At 64.4% G+C, this 19,057-nt stretch carries 17 protein-coding genes and 1 other RNA gene; 1 reads left to right on the forward strand and 17 read right to left on the reverse strand.

The features are described from left to right. Nucleotides 1-69: 69 nt before the first annotated feature. Nucleotides 70-525 (forward strand): DUF721 domain-containing protein, encoded by a 456-nt coding sequence (locus tag H3H45_RS01040; RefSeq protein ID WP_182831920.1) that lies wholly within the window; start codon nt 70-72, stop codon nt 523-525. A gap of 64 nt (nt 526-589) precedes the next feature. Here H3H45_RS01040 and lpxC read toward each other — a convergent pair whose 3' ends face one another. From lpxC to rnpB, 17 genes are all read right to left on the reverse strand, one after another. Further along, a complete protein-coding gene (lpxC, locus tag H3H45_RS01045) occupies nt 590-1,501 on the reverse strand; it encodes a UDP-3-O-acyl-N-acetylglucosamine deacetylase (protein WP_173209256.1) in 912 nt (303 codons plus the stop codon). Between the two features lie 112 nt (nt 1,502-1,613). Continuing rightward, nucleotides 1,614-2,810: a cell division protein FtsZ gene (gene ftsZ / locus H3H45_RS01050; RefSeq protein ID WP_182831921.1), complete on the reverse strand. Its 1,197-nt coding sequence runs from the start codon at nt 2,808-2,810 to the stop codon at nt 1,614-1,616. Nucleotides 2,811-2,866: 56 nt separating this feature from the next. After that, complete coding sequence (gene ftsA, locus H3H45_RS01055; protein ID WP_182831922.1) at nt 2,867-4,114, reverse strand: cell division protein FtsA; 1,248 nt, start codon at nt 4,112-4,114, stop codon at nt 2,867-2,869. A 20-nt stretch (nt 4,115-4,134) separates the two neighbouring features. Beyond that, nucleotides 4,135-4,995, reverse strand: a complete 861-nt coding sequence (locus tag H3H45_RS01060; protein WP_182831923.1) for a cell division protein FtsQ/DivIB — start codon at nt 4,993-4,995, stop codon at nt 4,135-4,137. Nucleotides 4,996-4,998: 3 nt separating this feature from the next. Next, entirely contained in the window at nt 4,999-5,940 is a 942-nt protein-coding gene (locus tag H3H45_RS01065) for a D-alanine--D-alanine ligase (protein ID WP_182831924.1), read from the reverse strand. Further along, on the reverse strand, nt 5,937-7,385 hold the full coding sequence (murC, locus tag H3H45_RS01070; protein WP_182831925.1) for a UDP-N-acetylmuramate--L-alanine ligase: 1,449 nt from the start codon (nt 7,383-7,385) through the stop codon (nt 5,937-5,939). The genes H3H45_RS01065 and murC overlap by 4 nt, the downstream gene beginning before the upstream one ends. Beyond that, the gene (gene murG / locus H3H45_RS01075; protein WP_182831926.1) at nt 7,378-8,448 is read right to left on the reverse strand and encodes an undecaprenyldiphospho-muramoylpentapeptide beta-N-acetylglucosaminyltransferase; all 1,071 of its coding nucleotides are present in this window, start codon (nt 8,446-8,448) and stop codon (nt 7,378-7,380) included. Before murG ends, murC begins: the two co-directional genes overlap by 8 nt. After that, entirely contained in the window at nt 8,438-9,652 is a 1,215-nt protein-coding gene (gene ftsW, locus H3H45_RS01080; RefSeq protein ID WP_182833095.1) for a putative lipid II flippase FtsW, read from the reverse strand. Before ftsW ends, murG begins: the two co-directional genes overlap by 11 nt. Nucleotides 9,653-9,666: 14 nt before the next feature. Further along, complete coding sequence (gene murD / locus H3H45_RS01085) at nt 9,667-11,013, reverse strand: UDP-N-acetylmuramoyl-L-alanine--D-glutamate ligase (RefSeq protein WP_182831927.1); 1,347 nt, start codon at nt 11,011-11,013, stop codon at nt 9,667-9,669. A gap of 6 nt (nt 11,014-11,019) precedes the next feature. Then, nucleotides 11,020-12,102, reverse strand: a complete 1,083-nt coding sequence (gene mraY, locus H3H45_RS01090) for a phospho-N-acetylmuramoyl-pentapeptide-transferase (protein WP_182831928.1) — start codon at nt 12,100-12,102, stop codon at nt 11,020-11,022. Then, nucleotides 12,103-13,470, reverse strand: a complete 1,368-nt coding sequence (locus H3H45_RS01095; RefSeq protein ID WP_182831929.1) for a UDP-N-acetylmuramoyl-tripeptide--D-alanyl-D-alanine ligase — start codon at nt 13,468-13,470, stop codon at nt 12,103-12,105. Then, nucleotides 13,463-14,926, reverse strand: coding sequence for a UDP-N-acetylmuramoyl-L-alanyl-D-glutamate--2,6-diaminopimelate ligase (locus H3H45_RS01100; RefSeq protein WP_182831930.1), 1,464 nt, complete (start codon nt 14,924-14,926; stop codon nt 13,463-13,465). Before H3H45_RS01100 ends, H3H45_RS01095 begins: the two co-directional genes overlap by 8 nt. Then, nucleotides 14,926-16,677: a peptidoglycan D,D-transpeptidase FtsI family protein gene (locus H3H45_RS01105; RefSeq protein WP_182831931.1), complete on the reverse strand. Its 1,752-nt coding sequence runs from the start codon at nt 16,675-16,677 to the stop codon at nt 14,926-14,928. Before H3H45_RS01105 ends, H3H45_RS01100 begins: the two co-directional genes overlap by 1 nt. Further along, nucleotides 16,674-16,967 (reverse strand): cell division protein FtsL, encoded by a 294-nt coding sequence (gene ftsL, locus H3H45_RS01110; protein WP_182831932.1) that lies wholly within the window; start codon nt 16,965-16,967, stop codon nt 16,674-16,676. Before ftsL ends, H3H45_RS01105 begins: the two co-directional genes overlap by 4 nt. Beyond that, nucleotides 16,964-17,905 carry a 16S rRNA (cytosine(1402)-N(4))-methyltransferase RsmH gene (gene rsmH / locus H3H45_RS01115; RefSeq protein ID WP_182831933.1) on the reverse strand — a complete coding sequence of 314 codons (942 nt, stop codon included), beginning with the start codon at nt 17,903-17,905 and terminating at the stop codon, nt 16,964-16,966. The genes ftsL and rsmH overlap by 4 nt, the downstream gene beginning before the upstream one ends. Nucleotides 17,906-17,907: 2 nt before the next feature. Then, nucleotides 17,908-18,363, reverse strand: coding sequence for a division/cell wall cluster transcriptional repressor MraZ (mraZ, locus tag H3H45_RS01120; RefSeq protein WP_182831934.1), 456 nt, complete (start codon nt 18,361-18,363; stop codon nt 17,908-17,910). A gap of 311 nt (nt 18,364-18,674) precedes the next feature. Next, nucleotides 18,675-19,022: RNase P RNA component class A (gene rnpB, locus H3H45_RS01125), an RNA gene on the reverse strand. Nucleotides 19,023-19,057 lie beyond the last annotated feature (35 nt).

A 19,057-nucleotide genomic window follows, 5' to 3' on the forward strand; every position in this document is an offset into this window, starting at 1 on the left:
GGACGCACGGCGGCCACTGCAACCCCTGGTTTGCTAACATGGCGCCATGACTCGACCGATCAGCTTTTCATGACCTTCCGCCCCTTGCCGGCCAAGGCGTCTGCCGCGCTGCTGCATTCCAGCAGACCGCTGCTGGCACTTTTCGACCAGGCCCAGCGGATTGCCCGCCTGCAGGCGCTGGTCGATGTGCAACTGGAAGAAGCTGCGCGTGAACACTGCCGGGTCGCCAGCTGGCGCGACGGCTGCCTGCTGCTGCTCACCAGCAACGGGCACTGGGCCACCCGCTTGCACTACCAGCAGCGCCGCCTGCAGCGTCAGCTACAGGCACTGCCGGAGTTCGCCGGGCTGCTGAAGATCCAGATCAAGGTGCGTCCACCGACCGGCCAGGTCGACTATGTCGGGCGCAAGGCCGAGCTTTCCAGCGCCGCCGCGGAAAGCCTTACCAGCGCCGCCGAAGGCATCAGCGACCCCAGGCTGCGCGCCGCCCTCGAGCGCCTGGCCAACCACGCCAAGCCCCGGGAATAAACGGCAGAAAAAAACAGGCCACCCGAAGGTGGCCTGAATACAACAGAAGGGAGGGTGTTGCTGCTTAACCGGCCGCAACCGGACGCATGTAGGAGATCGGCGCGGTGCTGGCGTCGTCGAAGACCACGACTTCCCAGGCATCCTTCTGCTCGATCAGGGTGCGCAACAGCTGGTTGTTCAGCGCGTGGCCCGACTTGAAGCCACGGAATTCGCCGATCAGGCTGTTGCCTAGCAGGTAGAGGTCGCCGATGGCGTCGAGGATCTTGTGCTTGACGAATTCGTCCTCGTAACGGAGGCCGTCTTCGTTGAGCACGCGAAACTCGTCGACCACGATGGCGTTGTCCACGCTGCCACCGAGTGCCAGGTTCTGCGAACGCAGGAACTCGATATCACGCATGAAACCGAAGGTCCGTGCGCGGCTGACTTCCTTGACGAAGGAAGTGCTGGAGAAATCGACACTGGCGGTCTGGGTGCGACCACGGAACACCGGGTGATCGAAGTCGATCTCGAAGCTCACCTTGAAACCGTCGAACGGCAGGAAGGTGGCGCGCTTGTCGCCCTCTTCGACTGTCACTTCGCGCAGTACGCGGATGAACTTCTTCGGTGCGTCCTGTTCTTCCAGGCCAGCCGATTGAATCAGGAATACGAAAGGACCAGCGCTGCCATCCATGATCGGCACTTCAGATGCCGAGAGCTCGACGTAGGCGTTATCGATGCCCAGGCCAGCCATGGCCGAAAGCAGGTGCTCCACGGTATCCACCTTGACGTCACCATTGACCAGAGTGGTCGACATGGTGGTCTCACCGACATTTTCCGCGCGGGCGGGGATGTCCACGACAGGGTCGAGGTCGGTGCGACGGAACACGATACCGCTATCCACCGGAGCCGGCTTGAGGGTCAGGTAAACCTTCTCCCCCGAATGCAGGCCAACGCCGGTGGCACGGATGATGTTCTTCAGGGTGCGTTGTTTGATCATGGCTTTGGCTACTTGTGCGCGAGTTGCGAACTGTTTTCAACAATGGCCGGCGATGATAGCAGAACCGGCCTTTGCTGAACACTAATCACCATCATACTCCCGATAGACTCCATCAATCAGCTTGACGACGCAGGAAAGCCGGGATGTCCAGGTAGTCCAGGTCGTCCTGGGTATTCAGCTTGGCCGCAGAGGCAGCACCAGCGTGGCTTTGACGCTGAACGGTGGGGCGCTCGTAGTCCTTGTAGTTGACGGTTTGCGACTCGGCAGCACGCGGCGCAGCACTGCTCACAGCAGCCGCAGAGCTGGAAACGGCAGCGATAGTGTTGTCGACCACCTTGACCGGCTTCTCAATCCGCGCACCCAGACCGGTAGCGACCACGGTGACATGCAGCTCGTCGCGCATATCCGGATCGATGACCGCGCCCACCTTGACGGTGGCGTGTTCGGAAGCAAAAGCCTCGATGATCTCGCCGACTGCGGCGTACTCGCCGAGGGACAGATCCAGACCAGCGGTAATGTTGACCAGAATGCCACGCGCGCCCTGCAGGTTGACGTCTTCCAGCAGCGGGTTGCGAATTGCCGCTTCGGTGGCTTCGCGAGCACGGTTCGGACCGCTGGCGCAGCCAGTACCCATCATCGCCATGCCCATCTCGCCCATCACGGTTTTCACGTCGGCGAAGTCGACGTTCATCAGACCCGGACGCTGCATGATGTCGGAGATACCGCGCACGGCACCGGCCAGCACGTCGTCAGCCTTGGCGAAGGCGGACAGCAGGCTGGCGTCCTTGCCGAGGATGGTCAGCAGCTTTTCGTTGGGGATGGTGATCAGCGAATCAACCACGTCGGCCAGGGCACGGATACCCTCGTCGGCGACCTGCATGCGCTTACGCCCTTCGAACGGGAACGGACGAGTCACCACCGCGACGGTGAGGATGCCCATCTCTTTCGCCACTTCGGCAATCACCGGAGCTGCACCGGTACCGGTACCGCCACCCATGCCGGTGGTGATGAAGACCATGTCGGCGCCACGCAGCACTTCGGCGATGCGCTCACGATCTTCCAGAGCAGCCTGACGACCGATCTCCGGATTGGTGCCGGCACCCAGGCCCTTGGTTACACCTGTGCCGAGCTGCAGCACGCTGCGTGCGCCGACATTTTTCAGGGCCTGGGCATCGGTGTTGGCGCAGATGAACTCGACGCCTTCGATGTTGTTTTTGACCATGTGATTGACGGCATTGCCACCGCCGCCACCCACGCCGATCACTTTGATAACTGCGCTTTGCGGAACGTTATCTACGAGTTCGAACATTTCCCCTCTCCTTATTTTCTAGTTGTATCGCCTACAGCTAACCGCGGGTGTTGCTTTCAAAAATTGCCCTGGACCCAGCGTTTCAGCCGTTCCAGTACAGGTGCTTTGGGTTCATCGCTAAACAGGTTGCTGCCAGACATGGAGATGCCATCGGCCTGCTTCTGCAGGCCGTACATGAGCAGGCCCACGCCTGTCGAATAGATAGGATTACGCACGACGTCGGCCAGTCCCTTGACGCTGTGTGGTACGCCCAGACGCACCGGCATGTGAAAGATCTCTTCGGCCAGTTCGACGGCACCTTCCATCTTGGCGGTGCCACCGGTGAGGACGATCCCGGCCGGGATCATGTCCTCGTAGCCACTGCGCCGCAGCTCGGCCTGAATCAGGGTGAAAAGCTCGTCGTAACGGGGCTCGACAACCTCGGCCAGAGCCTGGCGGGACAGTTCCCGCGGCGGCCGGTCGCCCACACTGGGAACCTTGATGGTTTCCCCGGCGCCAGCCAGTTTGGCTAGGGCGCAAGCATAACGAATCTTGATCTCCTCGGCATACTGGGTCGGGGTGCGTAATGCCATGGCGATATCATTGGTAACCTGGTCGCCAGCGATCGGAATCACCGCAGTGTGACGTATCGCACCTTCTGTGAAGATGGCGATATCGGTGGTGCCGCCGCCGATGTCGACCAGGCACACGCCCAGCTCTTTCTCGTCGTCGGTCAGCACCGCATAAGCGGAGGCCAGTTGTTCGAGAATGATGTCGTCGACTTCCAGGCCACAGCGACGCACGCACTTCTCGACGTTCTGCGCCGCGTTCACCGCGCAGGTCACCACATGCACCTTGGCTTCCAGGCGCACGCCGGACATGCCCAGCGGCTCGCGCACGCCTTCCTGGTTATCGATCACGTAATCCTGCGGCAGGGTATGCAGCACGCGCTGGTCGGCCGGGATGGCCACGGCCTGGGCGGCATCGAGCACGCGCTCGAGGTCGGCCAGGCTGACTTCACGATCACGGATGGCAACGATGCCGTGGCTGTTGAGGCTGCGGATATGGTTGCCGGCCACGCCGACAAAGGCCGAGTGGATACGACAGCCTGCCATAAGCTGGGCTTCTTCCACGGCGCGCTGGATCGACTGCACGGTGGACTCGATGTTCACCACCACGCCCTTCTTCAGGCCGCGCGACGGGTGCGTGCCGATGCCGACGATTTCCAGCTGGCCGTCCGCGTTCACCTCGCCCACCAGTGCCACCACCTTGGAGGTGCCGATATCGAGGCCGACGATCATCTTGCCGCTCTGCACACTTGCCATGGTTCTACGTTCTCCTCAATTCACTGCACGGCGGCGGGTTCAGCCGCCGTTGGCGCCACCGGCGTACGCCAGGCCACGGCCAGGCCGTTGGCGTAACGCAGGTCGATGCGCGCGATATTCGCGATCTGCTCTTTCAGCACCTTGTCGTAGATGGCGCTGAAACGACGCATTTTTTCCACCAGATGATCCCGCCCGAGGAGGATGTCCACGCCCTGACCGGTGCTGATGAACCAGCTGCCGTGCTCACGCAGCTCCAGGGCCGCAATGGAAAAGCCCAGCGGGCGCAGCATCTGGCTGAGTACCTGGTACTGCTGCATCACCTGCTGCTGGGCGCGTTGCGGCCCGGACAGCAGCGGCAGGTTTTCGTAGTGGGTCAGCTCGCGCGGCGCAAAAGCCTGGCCCTGGTTGTTAAGCAGTGCCTCATTACCCCAGCGGGCCACCGGCAGTTGCTCTTCCAGGCGAATCGACACCTGATCCGGCCACACCCGACGTACTTCGGCACGGGCGATCCACGGCATGCGTTCCAGCTCGGCCCGCATGCCGGTCATGTCGACGGTGAAGAAGCTGCTGGAAATGAACGGCGCGATGCGCTCCTGCACGGCCTGCTGGCTGATGTAGCTCAGCTCGCCCTGCACGCTGACCCGCGCGATCGGCCGGTCGGCGTAGGGGATCAGGCGCTGGGCGCCCTCGTAGGTAGCAAAGCCCAGCAGCACAAGCGCCAGCGGCCAGAGCAGACGCTTCAATCCGCTCAGGTCGGGATGCGGCAGGCGCGCCGCCAGCGGCTCCTTGGCCACCATCCGGCTGGCACCACGCGCAGCGATAGGCTGGCGCCGGGTGGCGCCTCCTATCGGCTGAGAGTGGTGACGGACAGTGGCAACCATGGTTTAGCCCCTCGCCTCGACGCTGTCGGCCAGAATCGCCAGCACCAGCTGTTGGAAATCCAGACCGGCAGCACGGGCCGCCATCGGCACCAGGCTGTGATCGGTCATGCCCGGCACGGTGTTGACTTCCAGCAGCCAGAACTTGCCCGCGGCATCCTGCATCACGTCGGCACGCGCCCAGCCCTGGGTGCCCACGGCCTCGCAGGCACGTGCGGTGAGGTCCTTCAGTTCCGCCTCTTTCTCGGCCGAAAGGCCACAGGGAATGCGGTACTGGGTGTCATTGGCCAGGTACTTGGCGTCGTAGTCGTAGAAAGTGTGCGGGGTGCCCAGGCCGATCGGCGGCAGCACCTGGCCACGCAGCATGGCAACTGTGTACTCGGGACCATCGACCATCTGCTCGACCAGCACCTGCGAGTCGTACTGGCTGGCGTCTTTCCAGGCAGCGATCAGCGCGTCGACATCGGCGACCTTGGCCATGCCGATGCTGGAGCCTTCGTGGGCCGGCTTAACGAACAGGGGGAAGCCCAGCTCGGCAGCCGCAGCACGGCAGTCCTCTTCGCAGGCAAGGGCGGCATGGGCAGGCGTCGGCAGACCGAGGCTCAGCCACACGCGCTTGGTGCGCAGCTTGTCCATGGCCAGGGCGGAGGCAAGGATGCCACTGCCGGTGTAGGGAATCCCGGCGCACTCCAGCAGGCCCTGCATGGCACCGTCTTCGCCGCCACGGCCGTGCAGCACGATAAAGGCGCGATCAATACGCTCACTCGTCAGGCGCTGCAGGAAGTCGTCACCGACGTCGATGCCGAAGGCATCCACGCCGGCGCTCTGCAGCGCTTCCAGCACGGCCGCGCCGGATTTCAGCGAAACCTCGCGCTCGGCGCTCTTGCCGCCGAACAGTACGGCGACGCGACCGAAGGCCTGGGGATCGAGGGTGGATTGCAGACTCATTTCGACTCACCTTGAACAGCGAATAGCGGGTGCTTGATCAGTTGCGGGGCCACGCCACCGATATCACCGGCGCCCTGGCACAGCAGGATGTCGCCGGCACGCAGCAGCGGTTTGAGCAACGGCGCCAGGTCGGTGCCGCGTTCGACATAGATCGGGTCCAGCTGGCCACGCTGACGGATGCTGTGACACAGATGACGACTGTCAGCGCCCGGGATCGGCGCTTCGCCGGCCGGATAGACCTCCAGCAACAGCAGGACCTTGGCATCGCCAAGAACCTGAACGAAGTCGTCGTACAGGTCGCGGGTACGGCTGTAGCGGTGCGGCTGATAGACCATCACTAGGCGGCGCTCCGGCCAGCCGCCGCGGACGGCCTTGATCACCGCGGCGACTTCACGCGGGTGGTGACCGTAGTCGTCGACCAGCATCACGCTGCCACCATCCACCGGCAGATCACCGTAGACCTGGAAGCGTCGACCGACCCCCTGGAAGCCGGACAGGCCGGCGACGATGGCGGCATCGTCGATGCCTTCGTCGGTGGCAATGGCGATGGTCGCCAGGGAGTTCAGAACGTTATGGTTGCCCGGCATGTTGACCGACACATCCAGCGGCTCGCGGTCACGGCGCAGCACGGTGAAGTGGGTCTGCATGCCCTCTTGGCGCACATTGATCGCGCGCACGTCGGCATCTTCGGCGAAGCCGTAGGTCACAGTCGGCCGCGCCACCTGCGGCAGCAGCTCGCGCACCACCGGGTCGTCCACGCAGAGCACGGCCAGGCCGTAGAACGGCAGGTTGTGGAGGAATTCGATGAAGGTCTTCTTCAGGACATTGAAGTCGCCGCCGTAGGTGCTCATGTGGTCGGCGTCGATGTTGGTGACCACCGAAACCATCGGCTGCAGGTGCAGGAAGCTGGCGTCGCTCTCGTCGGCCTCGGCGATCAGATAGCGGCTGCTACCGAGCTGAGCATTGGTGCCGGCGGCGTTCAGGCGGCCACCGATGACGAAGGTCGGGTCCAGGCCGCCGGCGGCGAATACCGAGGCCAGCAGGCTGGTAGTGGTGGTCTTGCCATGGGTACCGGCGACGGCGATGCCGTGGCGGTAGCGCATCAGCTCGGCGAGCATCTCGGCGCGCGGTACCACCGGAATGCGACGTTCCAGGGCGGTGGCGACTTCCGGATTGCTGGTATTCACGGCGCTGGACACCACCAGCACGTCGGCCTGCTCGGCGTTCTCCGCCTTGTGACCGATGAAGATGATGGCGCCGAAGCTTTCCAGGCGCTCGGTCACGGCCGAGGCCTTGAGGTCGGAACCGGAGACTTCGTAGCCGAGGTTAAGCAGTACTTCGGCGATGCCGCACATGCCAGCACCACCGATGCCGACGAAGTGGATGCGGCGGATACGGCGCATGCGGCGGATTTCCGAGCGTGCAGCGGCAGGGGATTTAGCCACGGGCCACCTCCAGGCAGGTTTCCACCACTGTGCGGGTGGCATCCGGTTTGGCCAGGCGACGCGCAGTGCGACCCATGTCCAGGAGTTTTTCAGGGTGCATCAGAACCTCGGTCAGCTGCGCGGCGAGCTTGTCCGCGTCAGTCGCATGTTGCGGGAGAAGGAAGGCCGCGCCCTCCTTCGCCAGGTATTCGGCATTACGGGTCTGGTGGTCGTCGATCGCGTGCGGCAGTGGCACCAGGAACGACGGCAGACCAGCGGCGGCCAGTTCGCTGATGGTCAACGCGCCAGCACGGCACACCACCAGATCGGCCCAGGCGTAGGCATGAGCCATGTCCTTGATGAAGGGCGCGACCTCGGCTTCGACCGCGACTTGGCGATAACGCTCCGCGGTAATCTCGGCATGTTGCTTGCCCGCCTGGTGGAAAAGCTGCGGACGCAGCTCGGCGGGCACCTTGGCCAGTGCCGCCGGCAACAGTTTGTTCAGCGGCTCGGCGCCCAGGCTGCCGCCCAGTACCAGCAGACGCGGCTTGCGCTTGCTCAGCGAGTCACGCGGGGTTTCCAGGAACAGTTCCTCGCGCACCGGGTTACCCGTGGTGCGGCGCTTGGCACTGTTGCCAAAGGTATTCGGGAAGCCTTCGCAGACGCGGCTGGCGAACGGCACCAGGCTGCGGTTGGCGGTGCCGGCCACGGCGTTCTGCTCCTGGATGATCAACGGCGCACCGCTCATCCGTGCCGCCAGGCCGCCCGGACCAGTGACATAGCCGCCCATGCCCAGCACGCACACCGGCTGCAGCTCGCGCATGATCCGCCGCGCCTGCCACAGGGCCCGCAGCAGCTGGAATGGCGCCTTGAGCAGGGCCAGCTTGCTCTTGCCACGCAGGCCGCTGACGTCGATCAGGTGCAGCGGTAAACCCGCCGCCGGCACCAGCTCGTTCTCGATGCCACGCGGGGTGCCCAGCCAGTGCACGCTGTAGCCACGCGCCTGGAACTCACGGGCGCAAGCCAGCGCCGGGAACACGTGGCCGCCGGTGCCGCCTGCCATGATCAGCACATTAGCGCCCATGACGGACCTCCTCGGCGCTCTGGCCATCGAAGAAGTCGGCCTCGCTGAACTCGAACTCTTCGCTGCCCAGCGAGGTACGCCGTTCCCACTCGATGCGCAGGAGCAGCGCCAGGCTGACGCAGCAGATCACCAGGGAACTGCCGCCGTAGCTGAGGAACGGCAGGGTCAGGCCTTTGGTCGGCAGCAGGCCGACGTTTACGCCGATATTGATCAGCACCTGGCCGATCCACAGGAAGGCCAGGCCGTAGGCCACATAGGCGGCGAAGAACTGCTTGGCCTTCTCCGCCCACAGGCCGATGTACAGGGCACGCACGCTGACGAAGACGAACAGTGCCACGGTGAGCAGCGCGCCGATCATGCCCAGCTCTTCGGCCAGCACGGCGAAGACGAAGTCGGTATGCGCTTCCGGCAGGTAGAACTGCTTCTGGATACTGTTGCCCAGGCCGACACCGAACCATTCGCCACGGCCGAAGGCGATCAGCGCCTGGCTCAGCTGATAACCGGCGCCGTACTGGTCGGCCCACGGATCGACGAAGTTGGTCAGGCGTTGCAGGCGATAGCTCTGACTGGTCATCACCACCGCACCCAGCGCCAGTACCGCGCCGGCCAGGGGAATGAAGCGCAGCAGGTTGATGCCGCCGAGGAACAGCATGGCGATGGCGGCACCGACCAGTACCACGGTGGCACCGAAGTCTGGCTCGGCCAGCAGCAAGGCGGCCATGGGCCCCAACACCAGCATCGGTTTGAGGAAGCCGGTGAGTTTCTCGCGCACTTCCTCCTGGCGACGCACCAGGTAGGCGGCGATAAACATCACGGTAAACAGCTTGGCCAACTCAGAGGGCTGCAGGTTGAACAGGCCGAAGCCGATCCAGCGCTTGGCGCCGTTGACTTCACGACCGATGCCCGGCAGCAGCACCAGGATCAGCAGAACAAAGGCGATCAGCAGCAGGCTACCGCTGAAGCGCTGCCACATGGCCATCGGAATCAGCAGGGTCATGAAGCCGGCGCACAGACCGATGGCCAGGTAAATCAGGTGGCGGACCATGTGGTACAGCGGGTTGCCGGAGAGCGCCGCAGCAACTTCCGAGGAGGCCGAGGTGATCATCACCAGGCCCAGGCCTAGCAGCGCCAGGCAGCCGGCCAGCAGCGGAAAATCGAGATCCATGCCGCGACGAGTGCGCAGTGGCGAAGGAGCGGCGAGCATGCGCGCGAGAAGGCTCACTGCAGTCCCTCCGCGGCCTGAGCGAACAGACGCCCGCGTTCTTCGAAGTTCTTGAACATGTCCAGGCTGGCGCAGGCCGGCGACAGCAGCACGGCATCGCCGGGCTGGGCCAGCTCGGCGCAACGCAGCACGGCTTCGTCGAGGGTGTTGACCCGCACCAGCGGCACAGCATCGCCCAGGGCGGCGGCAATCAGTTCGGCATCACGACCGAGCAGCACCACGGCGCGGCAGAACCGCGCCACCGGCACCTTCAGTGCGGAGAAGTCGGCACCCTTGCCGTCGCCACCGGCGATCAGCACCAGCTTGCCGGCGATATCGGCGCCCAGGCCTTCGATGGCAGCCAGGGCAGCGCCGACGTTGGTGGCCTTGGAGTCGTCGTAGTAGCTCACCCCACGCAGCTCGCGTACCCACTGGCAGCGATGGGCCAGGCCGGCAAAGGTCTGCAGGGTCGCCAGCATTGGCGCCATCGGCAGGCCAGCGGCATGGCCCAGGGCCAGGGCCGCCAGGGCATTGGACTGATTGTGCGCGCCACGGATCTTCAGCGCGGAAGTCGGCAGCAGGGCCTCGAACTGGAAGGCCAGGTGCTTCTCACCGCCCTCTTCGATCAGGCCGAAGCGCTTGAAGTCCGGCTTGCCCAGGCCGAATTCCCAGCACGGCACCTGGTCGGCGATCAGCGGACGCGACAGGGCGTCGTCACGGTTCACCACCACCTGACGCGCGCCACGGAAGATACGGTGCTTGGCCAGGTGGTACTGCGGCATGCCGGCGTAGCGATCCATGTGGTCTTCGCTGATGTTCAGGCAGGTGGCCACTTCGGCATTCAGCTGGTCGGTGGTTTCCAGCTGGAAGCTGGACAGCTCCAGTACATACAGCTCGACGTCGTCGTTAAGCAGGTCCAGCGCCGGGGTGCCGAGGTTGCCGCCGACCGCAACCTTCTTACCGGCGGCGGCAGCCATCTCGCCGACCAGGGTGGTCACGGTGCTCTTGGCGTTGGAGCCGGTGATGGCGATGATCGGCGCCTTGGCATGGCGGGCGAACAGCTCGATGTCGCCAGACAGCTTGACCCCGCGCGCGGCCGCAGCCTGCAGCGCCGGGGTGGCGATGGCCAGGCCCGGGCTAACATACAGCTCCGAGGCGCGGCAGAGGAAGTCCACGTCCAGCTCGCCGCAGCGCACTTCCACATGTGGGTAGTCACGTTGCAGAGTCGCCAGCTCCGGCGGGTTCGCGCGCGTATCGGCCACGGCGAAGCGCACGCCCTGCTGCGCGAGGAAGCGCACCAGGGACATGCCGCTCTTGCCGAGGCCGACAACGATGCGGAACTGGTCGGAAGCGATCAGCGACACTGTCTATTACCTCAGTTTCAGGGTGGCAAGGCCGATCAGCACGAGGATCACCGTGATGATCCAGAAGCGCACGATCACCCGGGGCTCGGGCCAGCCTTTCAATTCAAAGTGGTGGTGGATCGGCGCCATGCGGAACACGCGCTTGCCGGTCAGCTTGAAGCTGGCAACCTGGATGATCACCGACAGGGTTTCCATGACGAACACGCCACCCATGATGAACAGCACGATTTCCTGACGGACGATCACGGCGATGGTGCCCAGTGCGGCGCCGAGGGCCAGCGCACCGACGTCACCCATGAACACCTGGGCCGGGTAGGTGTTGAACCAGAGGAAGCCGAGGCCAGCGCCGACCAGTGCGGCGCAGAACACGATCAGCTCGCCAGCGCCCGGAACGTAAGGAATCAGCAGGTAATCGGAGAAATTCACGTTGCCCGACAGGTAGCAGAAGATCCCCAGCGCACCGCCGACCATCACGGTGGGCAGGATGGCCAGGCCATCGAGACCGTCGGTCAGGTTGACCGCGTTGCTGGTACCGACGATGACGAAGTAGGTCAGCACCACGAAGCCCACACCCAGGGGAATGGCGACGTCCTTGAGCACCGGCACAATCAGGGTGGTTTCCACCGGGCTCTGCGCGGTCACATAAAGGAAGATCGCCGCACCCAGACCGAACACCGATTGCCAGAAATACTTCCAGCGGCTCGGCAGGCCACGCGAGTTCTTCTCGATCACCTTGCGGTAGTCGTCGACCCAGCCGATGGCACCAAACAGCAGGGTCACGGCCAGCACCGTCCACACGTAGCGGTTGGAGAGGTCGGCCCAGAGCAGAGTGCTGACGGCGATGGCGGTGAGAATCAGCGCGCCACCCATGGTCGGCGTGCCTTTCTTCGACAGGTGCGATTGCGGGCCGTCGTTACGCACCGACTGGCCGATCTGACGAATCTGCAGGGTGCGAATCATCCACGGACCGAGCCACAGCGACAGGGCCAGGGCGGTCAGCACCCCGAGAATCCCGCGCAGGGTCAGGTACTGGAACACACCGAAACCGGTGTAGAACTGTTGCAGGTACTCCGCCAGCAGCAGCAGCATTTAGTGAGCCTCCCCCGATGCACAGAGAGCCGCGACGACTTTTTCCATCGCCGCGCTGCGCGAACCTTTAATTAGAATTGTGGTGTCGCCCGACTCGCGGCCAAGTGCCGCGATCAGGCTGGCTTGATCGGCGAAGTGCTGCCCTTGCGTACCGAATGCCTTGACGGCATGGGCCATCAGCGGGCCCACGGCGTACAGCGCGCTGACCTTGCCGGCGGCATAAGCGCCGACATCGCGATGGCCTTGCTCGGCCCAATCGCCCAACTCGCCCATATCCCCAAGCACCAGAACGGTGCGACCAGAGAAGGCGGCGAGTATATCAACGGCGGCGCACATCGAAATCGGGTTGGCGTTATAGGTGTCGTCGATCACTCGCGCACCGTTCGTCGCCAGCTGAGCAACGGCGCGGCCTTTGACCGGCTGCAGGCTTTCCAGCCCGGCCTGGATCCCGACCAGCGGCACTCCCAAGGCATGCGCGGCGGCGGCGGCGGCCAGGGCGTTGGCCACGTTGTGGGGGCCCAGCAGGTTGAGCTGAATCCGCACGCTGCCCGCCGGGCTGCGTAGGGTGAAGGCCATACAGCCGCGGGCATCGCGGGCCAGCTCGGCGGCATGGAAGTCGGCACGGCTGTCATGCAGGGCGAAGCTCAGCACCGCACGGCCTCCAGCGCGGGCCTGCCAGATGGCAAAAGCCTTGTCGTCACGATTGAGCACGGCCACGCCATCGGCGGCCAGGCCTTCGAGGATTTCGCCCTTGGCTTCGATGATCTTGTCCGGACCACCAAACTCACCGACGTGGGCGTTACCCGCATTGGTGATGATCGCCACGTGCGGACGGGTCAGGCTGACGGTGTAGGCGATCTCGCCGACATGGTTGGCGCCCAGCTCGATCACCGCACCGACATGCTCCGGCGCCAGCTCCAGCAGGGTCAGCGGCGCGCCGAGGTCGTTGTTCAGGTTGCCGCGAGTCGCCAGCACCGGGCCTTGCAGGCCGGCGCGCAGGATGCTGGCGAGCATTTCCTTGACCGTGGTCTTGCCACTGGAACCGGTCACGGCGGCCAGCGGCTGGGAGAAGGCGTTGCGATTCAGCGTACCGAGACGGCCCAGGCCGACGCGGCTGTCATTGACGATCAGCTGCGGCAGGTCAACACCCGCCACTTCGCGCTCGACCAGTGCGGCCACGGCGCCTTTGCCGGCCACCTCGGCCAGGTAGTCGTGGCCATCGAAGTTCGGCCCCGTCAGGGCGACGAACAGCTGGCCAGCTTCGATCTTGCGGCTGTCGGTAGAAACCGCGGAGAACGCCACATCGGCACCCAGCAGGCGAGCATGCAGGGCTGGCGCCACTTCACTGAGCAGCAACGGCTTAAGCATGGGCAACCTCCCAGGCCTGCAGGGCCTTGGTGGTCTCGATCAGGTCGGAGAACGGCTGACGCACGCCGTTGATCTCCTGGTAATCCTCATGGCCCTTGCCGGCCAGCACCACGACGTCACCAGCCTTGGCAGCGGCGATCAGCTGAGCAATCGCCTGGCCACGGCCGTGAATGAACTCAACCTGCTCGGGCTTGGCGAAACCGGCGCGGATATCGGCGACGATCTGCGCCGGGTCTTCCGTGCGCGGGTTGTCATCGGTGACCAGTACGCCATCGGCCAGACGCTCGGCTACCTGAGCCATCAGCGGGCGCTTGCCGCTGTCACGATCACCGCCACAGCCGAACAGGCACAGCAGACGACCGCTGACATGCGGACGCAGGGCTTCCAGGACCTTTTCCAGGGCATCCGGGGTATGCGCGTAATCCACCACCACCAGCGGCAGCTGGCCGCCACCGAAGCGCTGCATGCGCCCGACCGGGCCTTGCAGTTGCGGCAGCAGGGCGAGAATTTCATCCAGCGGGTAGTTCAGGCCGAGCAACGCACCGACCACCGCCAGCAGATTGCTCAGGTTGAAACGACCGAGCAGCGGGCTGCGCAGGTTGCCCTCGCCTTGCGGGGTAACCAGGCGCGCACGCACGCCGTGGTCATCGAAACTAGCTTCGCGGCAATAGATGTACGCGTCGCGGTTATCCAGGCTGTAGCTGATCAAGCGCGACTCATTCTGCTCGCCGGCCAGCTGGCGACCGAAGGCGTCGTCCAGGTTGATCACCCGGCAACGCAGATCCGGCCAGGCGAACAGCTTGGCCTTGGCCGCGCCGTAGGCTTCCATCGAACCGTGATAGTCGAGGTGATCGCGCGACAGGTTGGTGAACACCGCCACGTCGAAGTCCAGCGCCGCCACGCGGCCTTGTTCCAGGCCGTGGGAGGAAACCTCCATTGCCATGGCGCGGGCACCGGCCTGCTTGAGGTCAGCAAGGATGGCCTGCACCGCCACCGGATCCGGTGTGGTGTGACGACCACTTTCCAGGGACTCGTAGAAACCGGTACCGAGGGTGCCGACGATGCCGCACGGCTCGCCGAGCTGGTCCAGCGCCTGGGCCAGCAACTGGCTGACGCTGGTCTTGCCGTTAGTGCCGGTGACGCCGACCAGGCGCAGGGCACGGCTCGGTTCGCCGTAGAAGCGCCCGGCGATGGCCGACAGCTGGCCGACCAGGCCCTTGATCGGCAGCAGCTCGGCGCTGTGCGCGGTCATTTTCGGTGCGCCTTCGGCTTCGTAGGCCACGGCTGCGGCGCCGCGCGCCACGGCGTCGGCGATATGCAGGCGGCCATCCTGGGCAGTACCGGGCACGGCGAGAAACAGGTCGCCGGGACGCACCTTGCGGCTGTCCAGGGTCAGTTCGCGAATCAGCGTGGCCGATTGGGCCTGGGGCAACAGTTGATTGAGCGGCATGGGCATCAGATACGCCCTCCATTGCTGCTGCCAGCATCGGCGGTTTGTGGCGCGACGGGAGTTGGCGCGACCGGCGGCGGCAGGTTGTCCGGGGTAATGTTCATCAGGCGCAGGGAGCCGGCCATGACCCGGCTGAACACCGGCGCGGAGACCAGGCCACCGAAGTAGCCGGCCTTGCTCGGCTCATCGATCACCACGACCATGGCGATGCGCGGGTTGCTGCTCGGCGCGAAGCCGGCAAACATCGAGCGGTAGGCATTCGCCGTATAGCCCTTGGTGCCGACGCTGGCCTTACGCGCCGTGCCGCTCTTGCCGGACACGTGATAACCGGGAACCTGGGCGCGGAACACGCCGCGCGGTGCCTCTACCACCTGCTGCAGCATGCCTTGCATGGTTTTCGCTACATCCTGCGACATCACCTGCACGCCATCGGGAATGCGGTCGGCGCGGGTCATGGTCAGCGGCACACTGACACCGTTGTTGGCCAGCACGGCATAGGCATGCACCAGCTGCACGGCGGTCACCGACAGGCCGTAGCCATAGGACAGGGTGGCGGTTTCTGCCTTCGGCCACTTGCGGTGGTTGGGCAGCTCGCCGACGCGCTCGCCGGGGAAGCCCAGGCCGGTGTCCTGGCCGAGGCCGAGCTGTTGCATCATGGTGTAGATGGACTCGCCGCCGATGTCGAAGGCGATCTTGCTCATGCCGACGTTGCTGGAATTGATCAGGATGCCGGTCAGATCGAGCTCGCGGCCCTGGGTCTTGGATACGTCCTTGATGGTGTAGCGGCCAATCTGCAGGGAACCGGGCCAGACTTCGACGATGTTTTCCGGCTTCCAGCGCCCGCTCTGCAAGGCCGCGCTCATCGACAGCGGCTTGACCGTCGAGCCCGGCTCGAACACGTCGATCATGGCGCGATTGCGCATGGCCGCCGGGTCCAGGCTGCGGCGATTGTTCGGGTTGTAGGTCGGCTGGTTGGCCATGGCCAGCACTTCGCCGGTCTTCACATCGATGATCACCAGACTGCCGGCCTTGGCACCGTTCTCGACCAGCGCATTGCGCAGCTCACGGTGGGCCAGGTACTGCAGGCGCAGGTCGATGGACAGCGCCAGGGCCTTGCCGGCCTTGGCGTTCTGGGCAACCTGGACATCCTTGATCAGGCGCCCGCGGCGATCCTTGAGCACCTGACGCTTACCCGGAACACCAGCCAGCCACTCGTCGAAAGCCAGCTCCATGCCCTCGCGACCACGGTCATCGACGTCGGTGAAGCCGATCACGTGGGCAGTCACTTCGCCAGCCGGGTAGAAACGACGGAACTCTTCCAGGCCATACACGCCCGGCACCTTGAGATCGAGAATGGCCTGACCCTGCTCAGGGGTCAGACCACGCACCAGGTACATGAACTCGCGCGAGCTGGCCTGCTGCAGACGCTGGGCAAAGGCTTTCGGCTCCTGACCGAGGGCGGAGGCCAGTTCCGACCAGCGCTCGCTCGCCTTGCTCAGTTCCTTGCCATTGGCCCACAGGGTAGTAACCGGCGTACTGACCGCCAGCGGCTCGCCATTGCGGTCGGTGATCAGGCCGCGATGGGCCGGGATCGGGATGTGCCGCACGCTGCGCGCATCGCCATGGGCCTGGAGGAAATCATGATCAAACACATGCAGATCGATGATGCGCCAGGCGATGGCACCCACCATCAGCGCCAGCAGGGCCAGGACCAGACGGAAGCGCCAGGGATAGAGAGCGCCTTCGAGGCCGATCATGGCGCCACCATCTGTACTTCGGCGGCCTGCGGGATGCGCATATGCAACTGCTCGCTGGCCAGCGTCTCGATGCGGTTGTGGGCGGTCCAGGTGCTCTGCTCGAGGATCAGTCGGCCCCACTCGGCCTGCGCCTTGTCGCGCACGCTGAGTTCGGCGTACAGGGCGTTGAGCAGTTGGCGGTTCCAGTGCGCGCTGTAGGACACGGCAAGCGCCGACAGCAGCACGCCGATAAACAGCATCAGCAGCAACAGGCTGCCTGGCGGCATGGGTTTGGCGAACAGGCGGCTCATCGCAGCTTCTCCGCCACGCGCATGACCGCGCTGCGCGAACGCGGGTTGGCCTTGAGCTCGGCCTCGGAGGCGAACTGCGGCTTGCCGAGCAGTTTGAGGCGCGGCTCGAAAGCCTTGGGGATGATCGGCAGGTCGCGCGGCAGGTTGTCCGCCTCGCCCTTGGCGTGACGGCGCATGAACTGCTTGACGATGCGGTCTTCCAGCGAGTGGAAGCTGATCACCACCAGGCGCCCACCTACGGCCAGGCTTTCCAGCGCGGCATCAAGGCCCTGCTCGAGATCGCCCAGCTCGTTGTTGATATAGATGCGCAGGCCTTGGAAAGCACGGGTCGCCGGGTTCTTGCCCTTCTCCCAGGCCGGATTGGCCTCGGTGAGCACGGCAGCCAGGTCGGCGGTACGCTCGAACGGCTTGAGCGCACGACGCTCGACCACGGCACGGGCCATGCGTTTGGCGAAACGCTCTTCGCCATATTCCTTGAACACCCGAGCGATTTCCTCGGCGCTGGCGCTGGCGATGAACTCGGCGGCGCTGACGCCGGCGTCCGGGTTCATGCGCATGTCCAGCGGACCGTCATTGAGGAAGCTGAAGCCGCGCTCGGCATCGTCCAGCTGCGGCGAGGACACACCGAGGTCGAGCAGGATACCGTCGACCTTGCCGGCCAGGCCGCGCACAGCGACCTCCGCCCCCAGCTCGGCAAAGCTGCGCTGCACAACGACGAAGCGGCCGTCTTCGGCCGCCAGCGCATTTCCCGTGGCAATCGCCAGCGGGTCCTTGTCGAAACCCAGCAGGCGACCGTCTGGCCCGAGCCTTTCGAGGATCAGCCGACTGTGCCCTCCTCTGCCGAAGGTGCCATCCAGGTAGCAGCCATCCGCACGCACGGCGAGGCCGTCGACGGCTTCGTCGAGCAGCACGGTGATATGGCGGAAGCTATTGGTCATGGTCACAGGATCAGATCGCGCAGGTCGTCCGGCAGAGCGCCGGGTTGTTTGATGGCAGCCAGGTCGGCATCCGCAAGTGCGTTCCAGGCGTCCTCGTTCCACAGTTGGAATTTGTTCAGCACACCCACCAGCATCGCGTGCTTGTCCAGGCCGGCATGGGCGCGCAGACGCGGCGGCACGAGGAAACGGCCACTGCCGTCCAGCTCGACATCCACGGCGTTGCCGATCAGCAGGCGTTGCAGGCGCCGGGTTTCTTCACGCAGGGAGGGCAATTCACGGAGCTTGGCTTCGATCAGCTCCCACTCGGGCAGCGGATACACGCACAGGCAGGGGTCGACGGCATCAATGGTGACGATGAGCTGGCCAGCACAACGCGAAACGAGCTCGTCACGATACCGGCTCGGCATCGCGAGTCGCCCTTTGGCGTCGAGACTGATGGCGTTAGCTCCGCGAAACAAGGCTGCGCTTCCCCACTGTAATTAGCTTTCCATGCCCATATGACCCACTTCGTGCCACTTTGTGCCACTTCGGCACACTATAGGAATGCAGCGCCCTCAGCGTCAAGGCGCAGAAACTAGGAAAAATCCTTATGGGACGGAGATTTAGCGAACTTTGCGGGGTGTTTTGCGGGGTAAAACGAGGGCTTTTTGAAGGCGAACTTCAGCTAGCTCATGAGGCTGAACTTCAAACTTAAAGTAACTTCTTAAGAGTAAGATTTTTTCGGTATTACAAAGGCGGGATATTGAGGTGAAGCAGGAGGGAGAAAAAGGAGGAGAGTCGATCTGTAAGCCGGGTTCTGTCGAGGACAGTCATTCCTCTACGACGTACATCACTGCACGCCTTTAGCAACCTACCCGGTTCCAGCGCGGGCCACGCCAATGGAACCCTATTTGGTCTTGCTCCGAGTGGGGTTTACCTAGCCACGGACTGTTGCCAGCCGTGCGGTGCGCTCTTACCGCACCTTTTCACCCTTACCGGCGCTTGCGCGCTTAGGCGGTTATTTTCTGTGGCACTTTCCGTAGGCTCACGCCTCCCAGGCATTACCTGGCACTCCGCCCTATGGAGCCCGGACTTTCCTCCCCCTTCTTGCGAAGGCAGCGACTGTCCGATCGACTCTCCAGCGCCAAGGGTAACGACCCAAGCCCCATAGAA

Origin of the sequence: Aquipseudomonas guryensis, from assembly GCF_014164785.1 — a bacterium.
Taxonomy (GTDB): domain Bacteria; phylum Pseudomonadota; class Gammaproteobacteria; order Pseudomonadales; family Pseudomonadaceae; genus Aquipseudomonas; species Aquipseudomonas guryensis.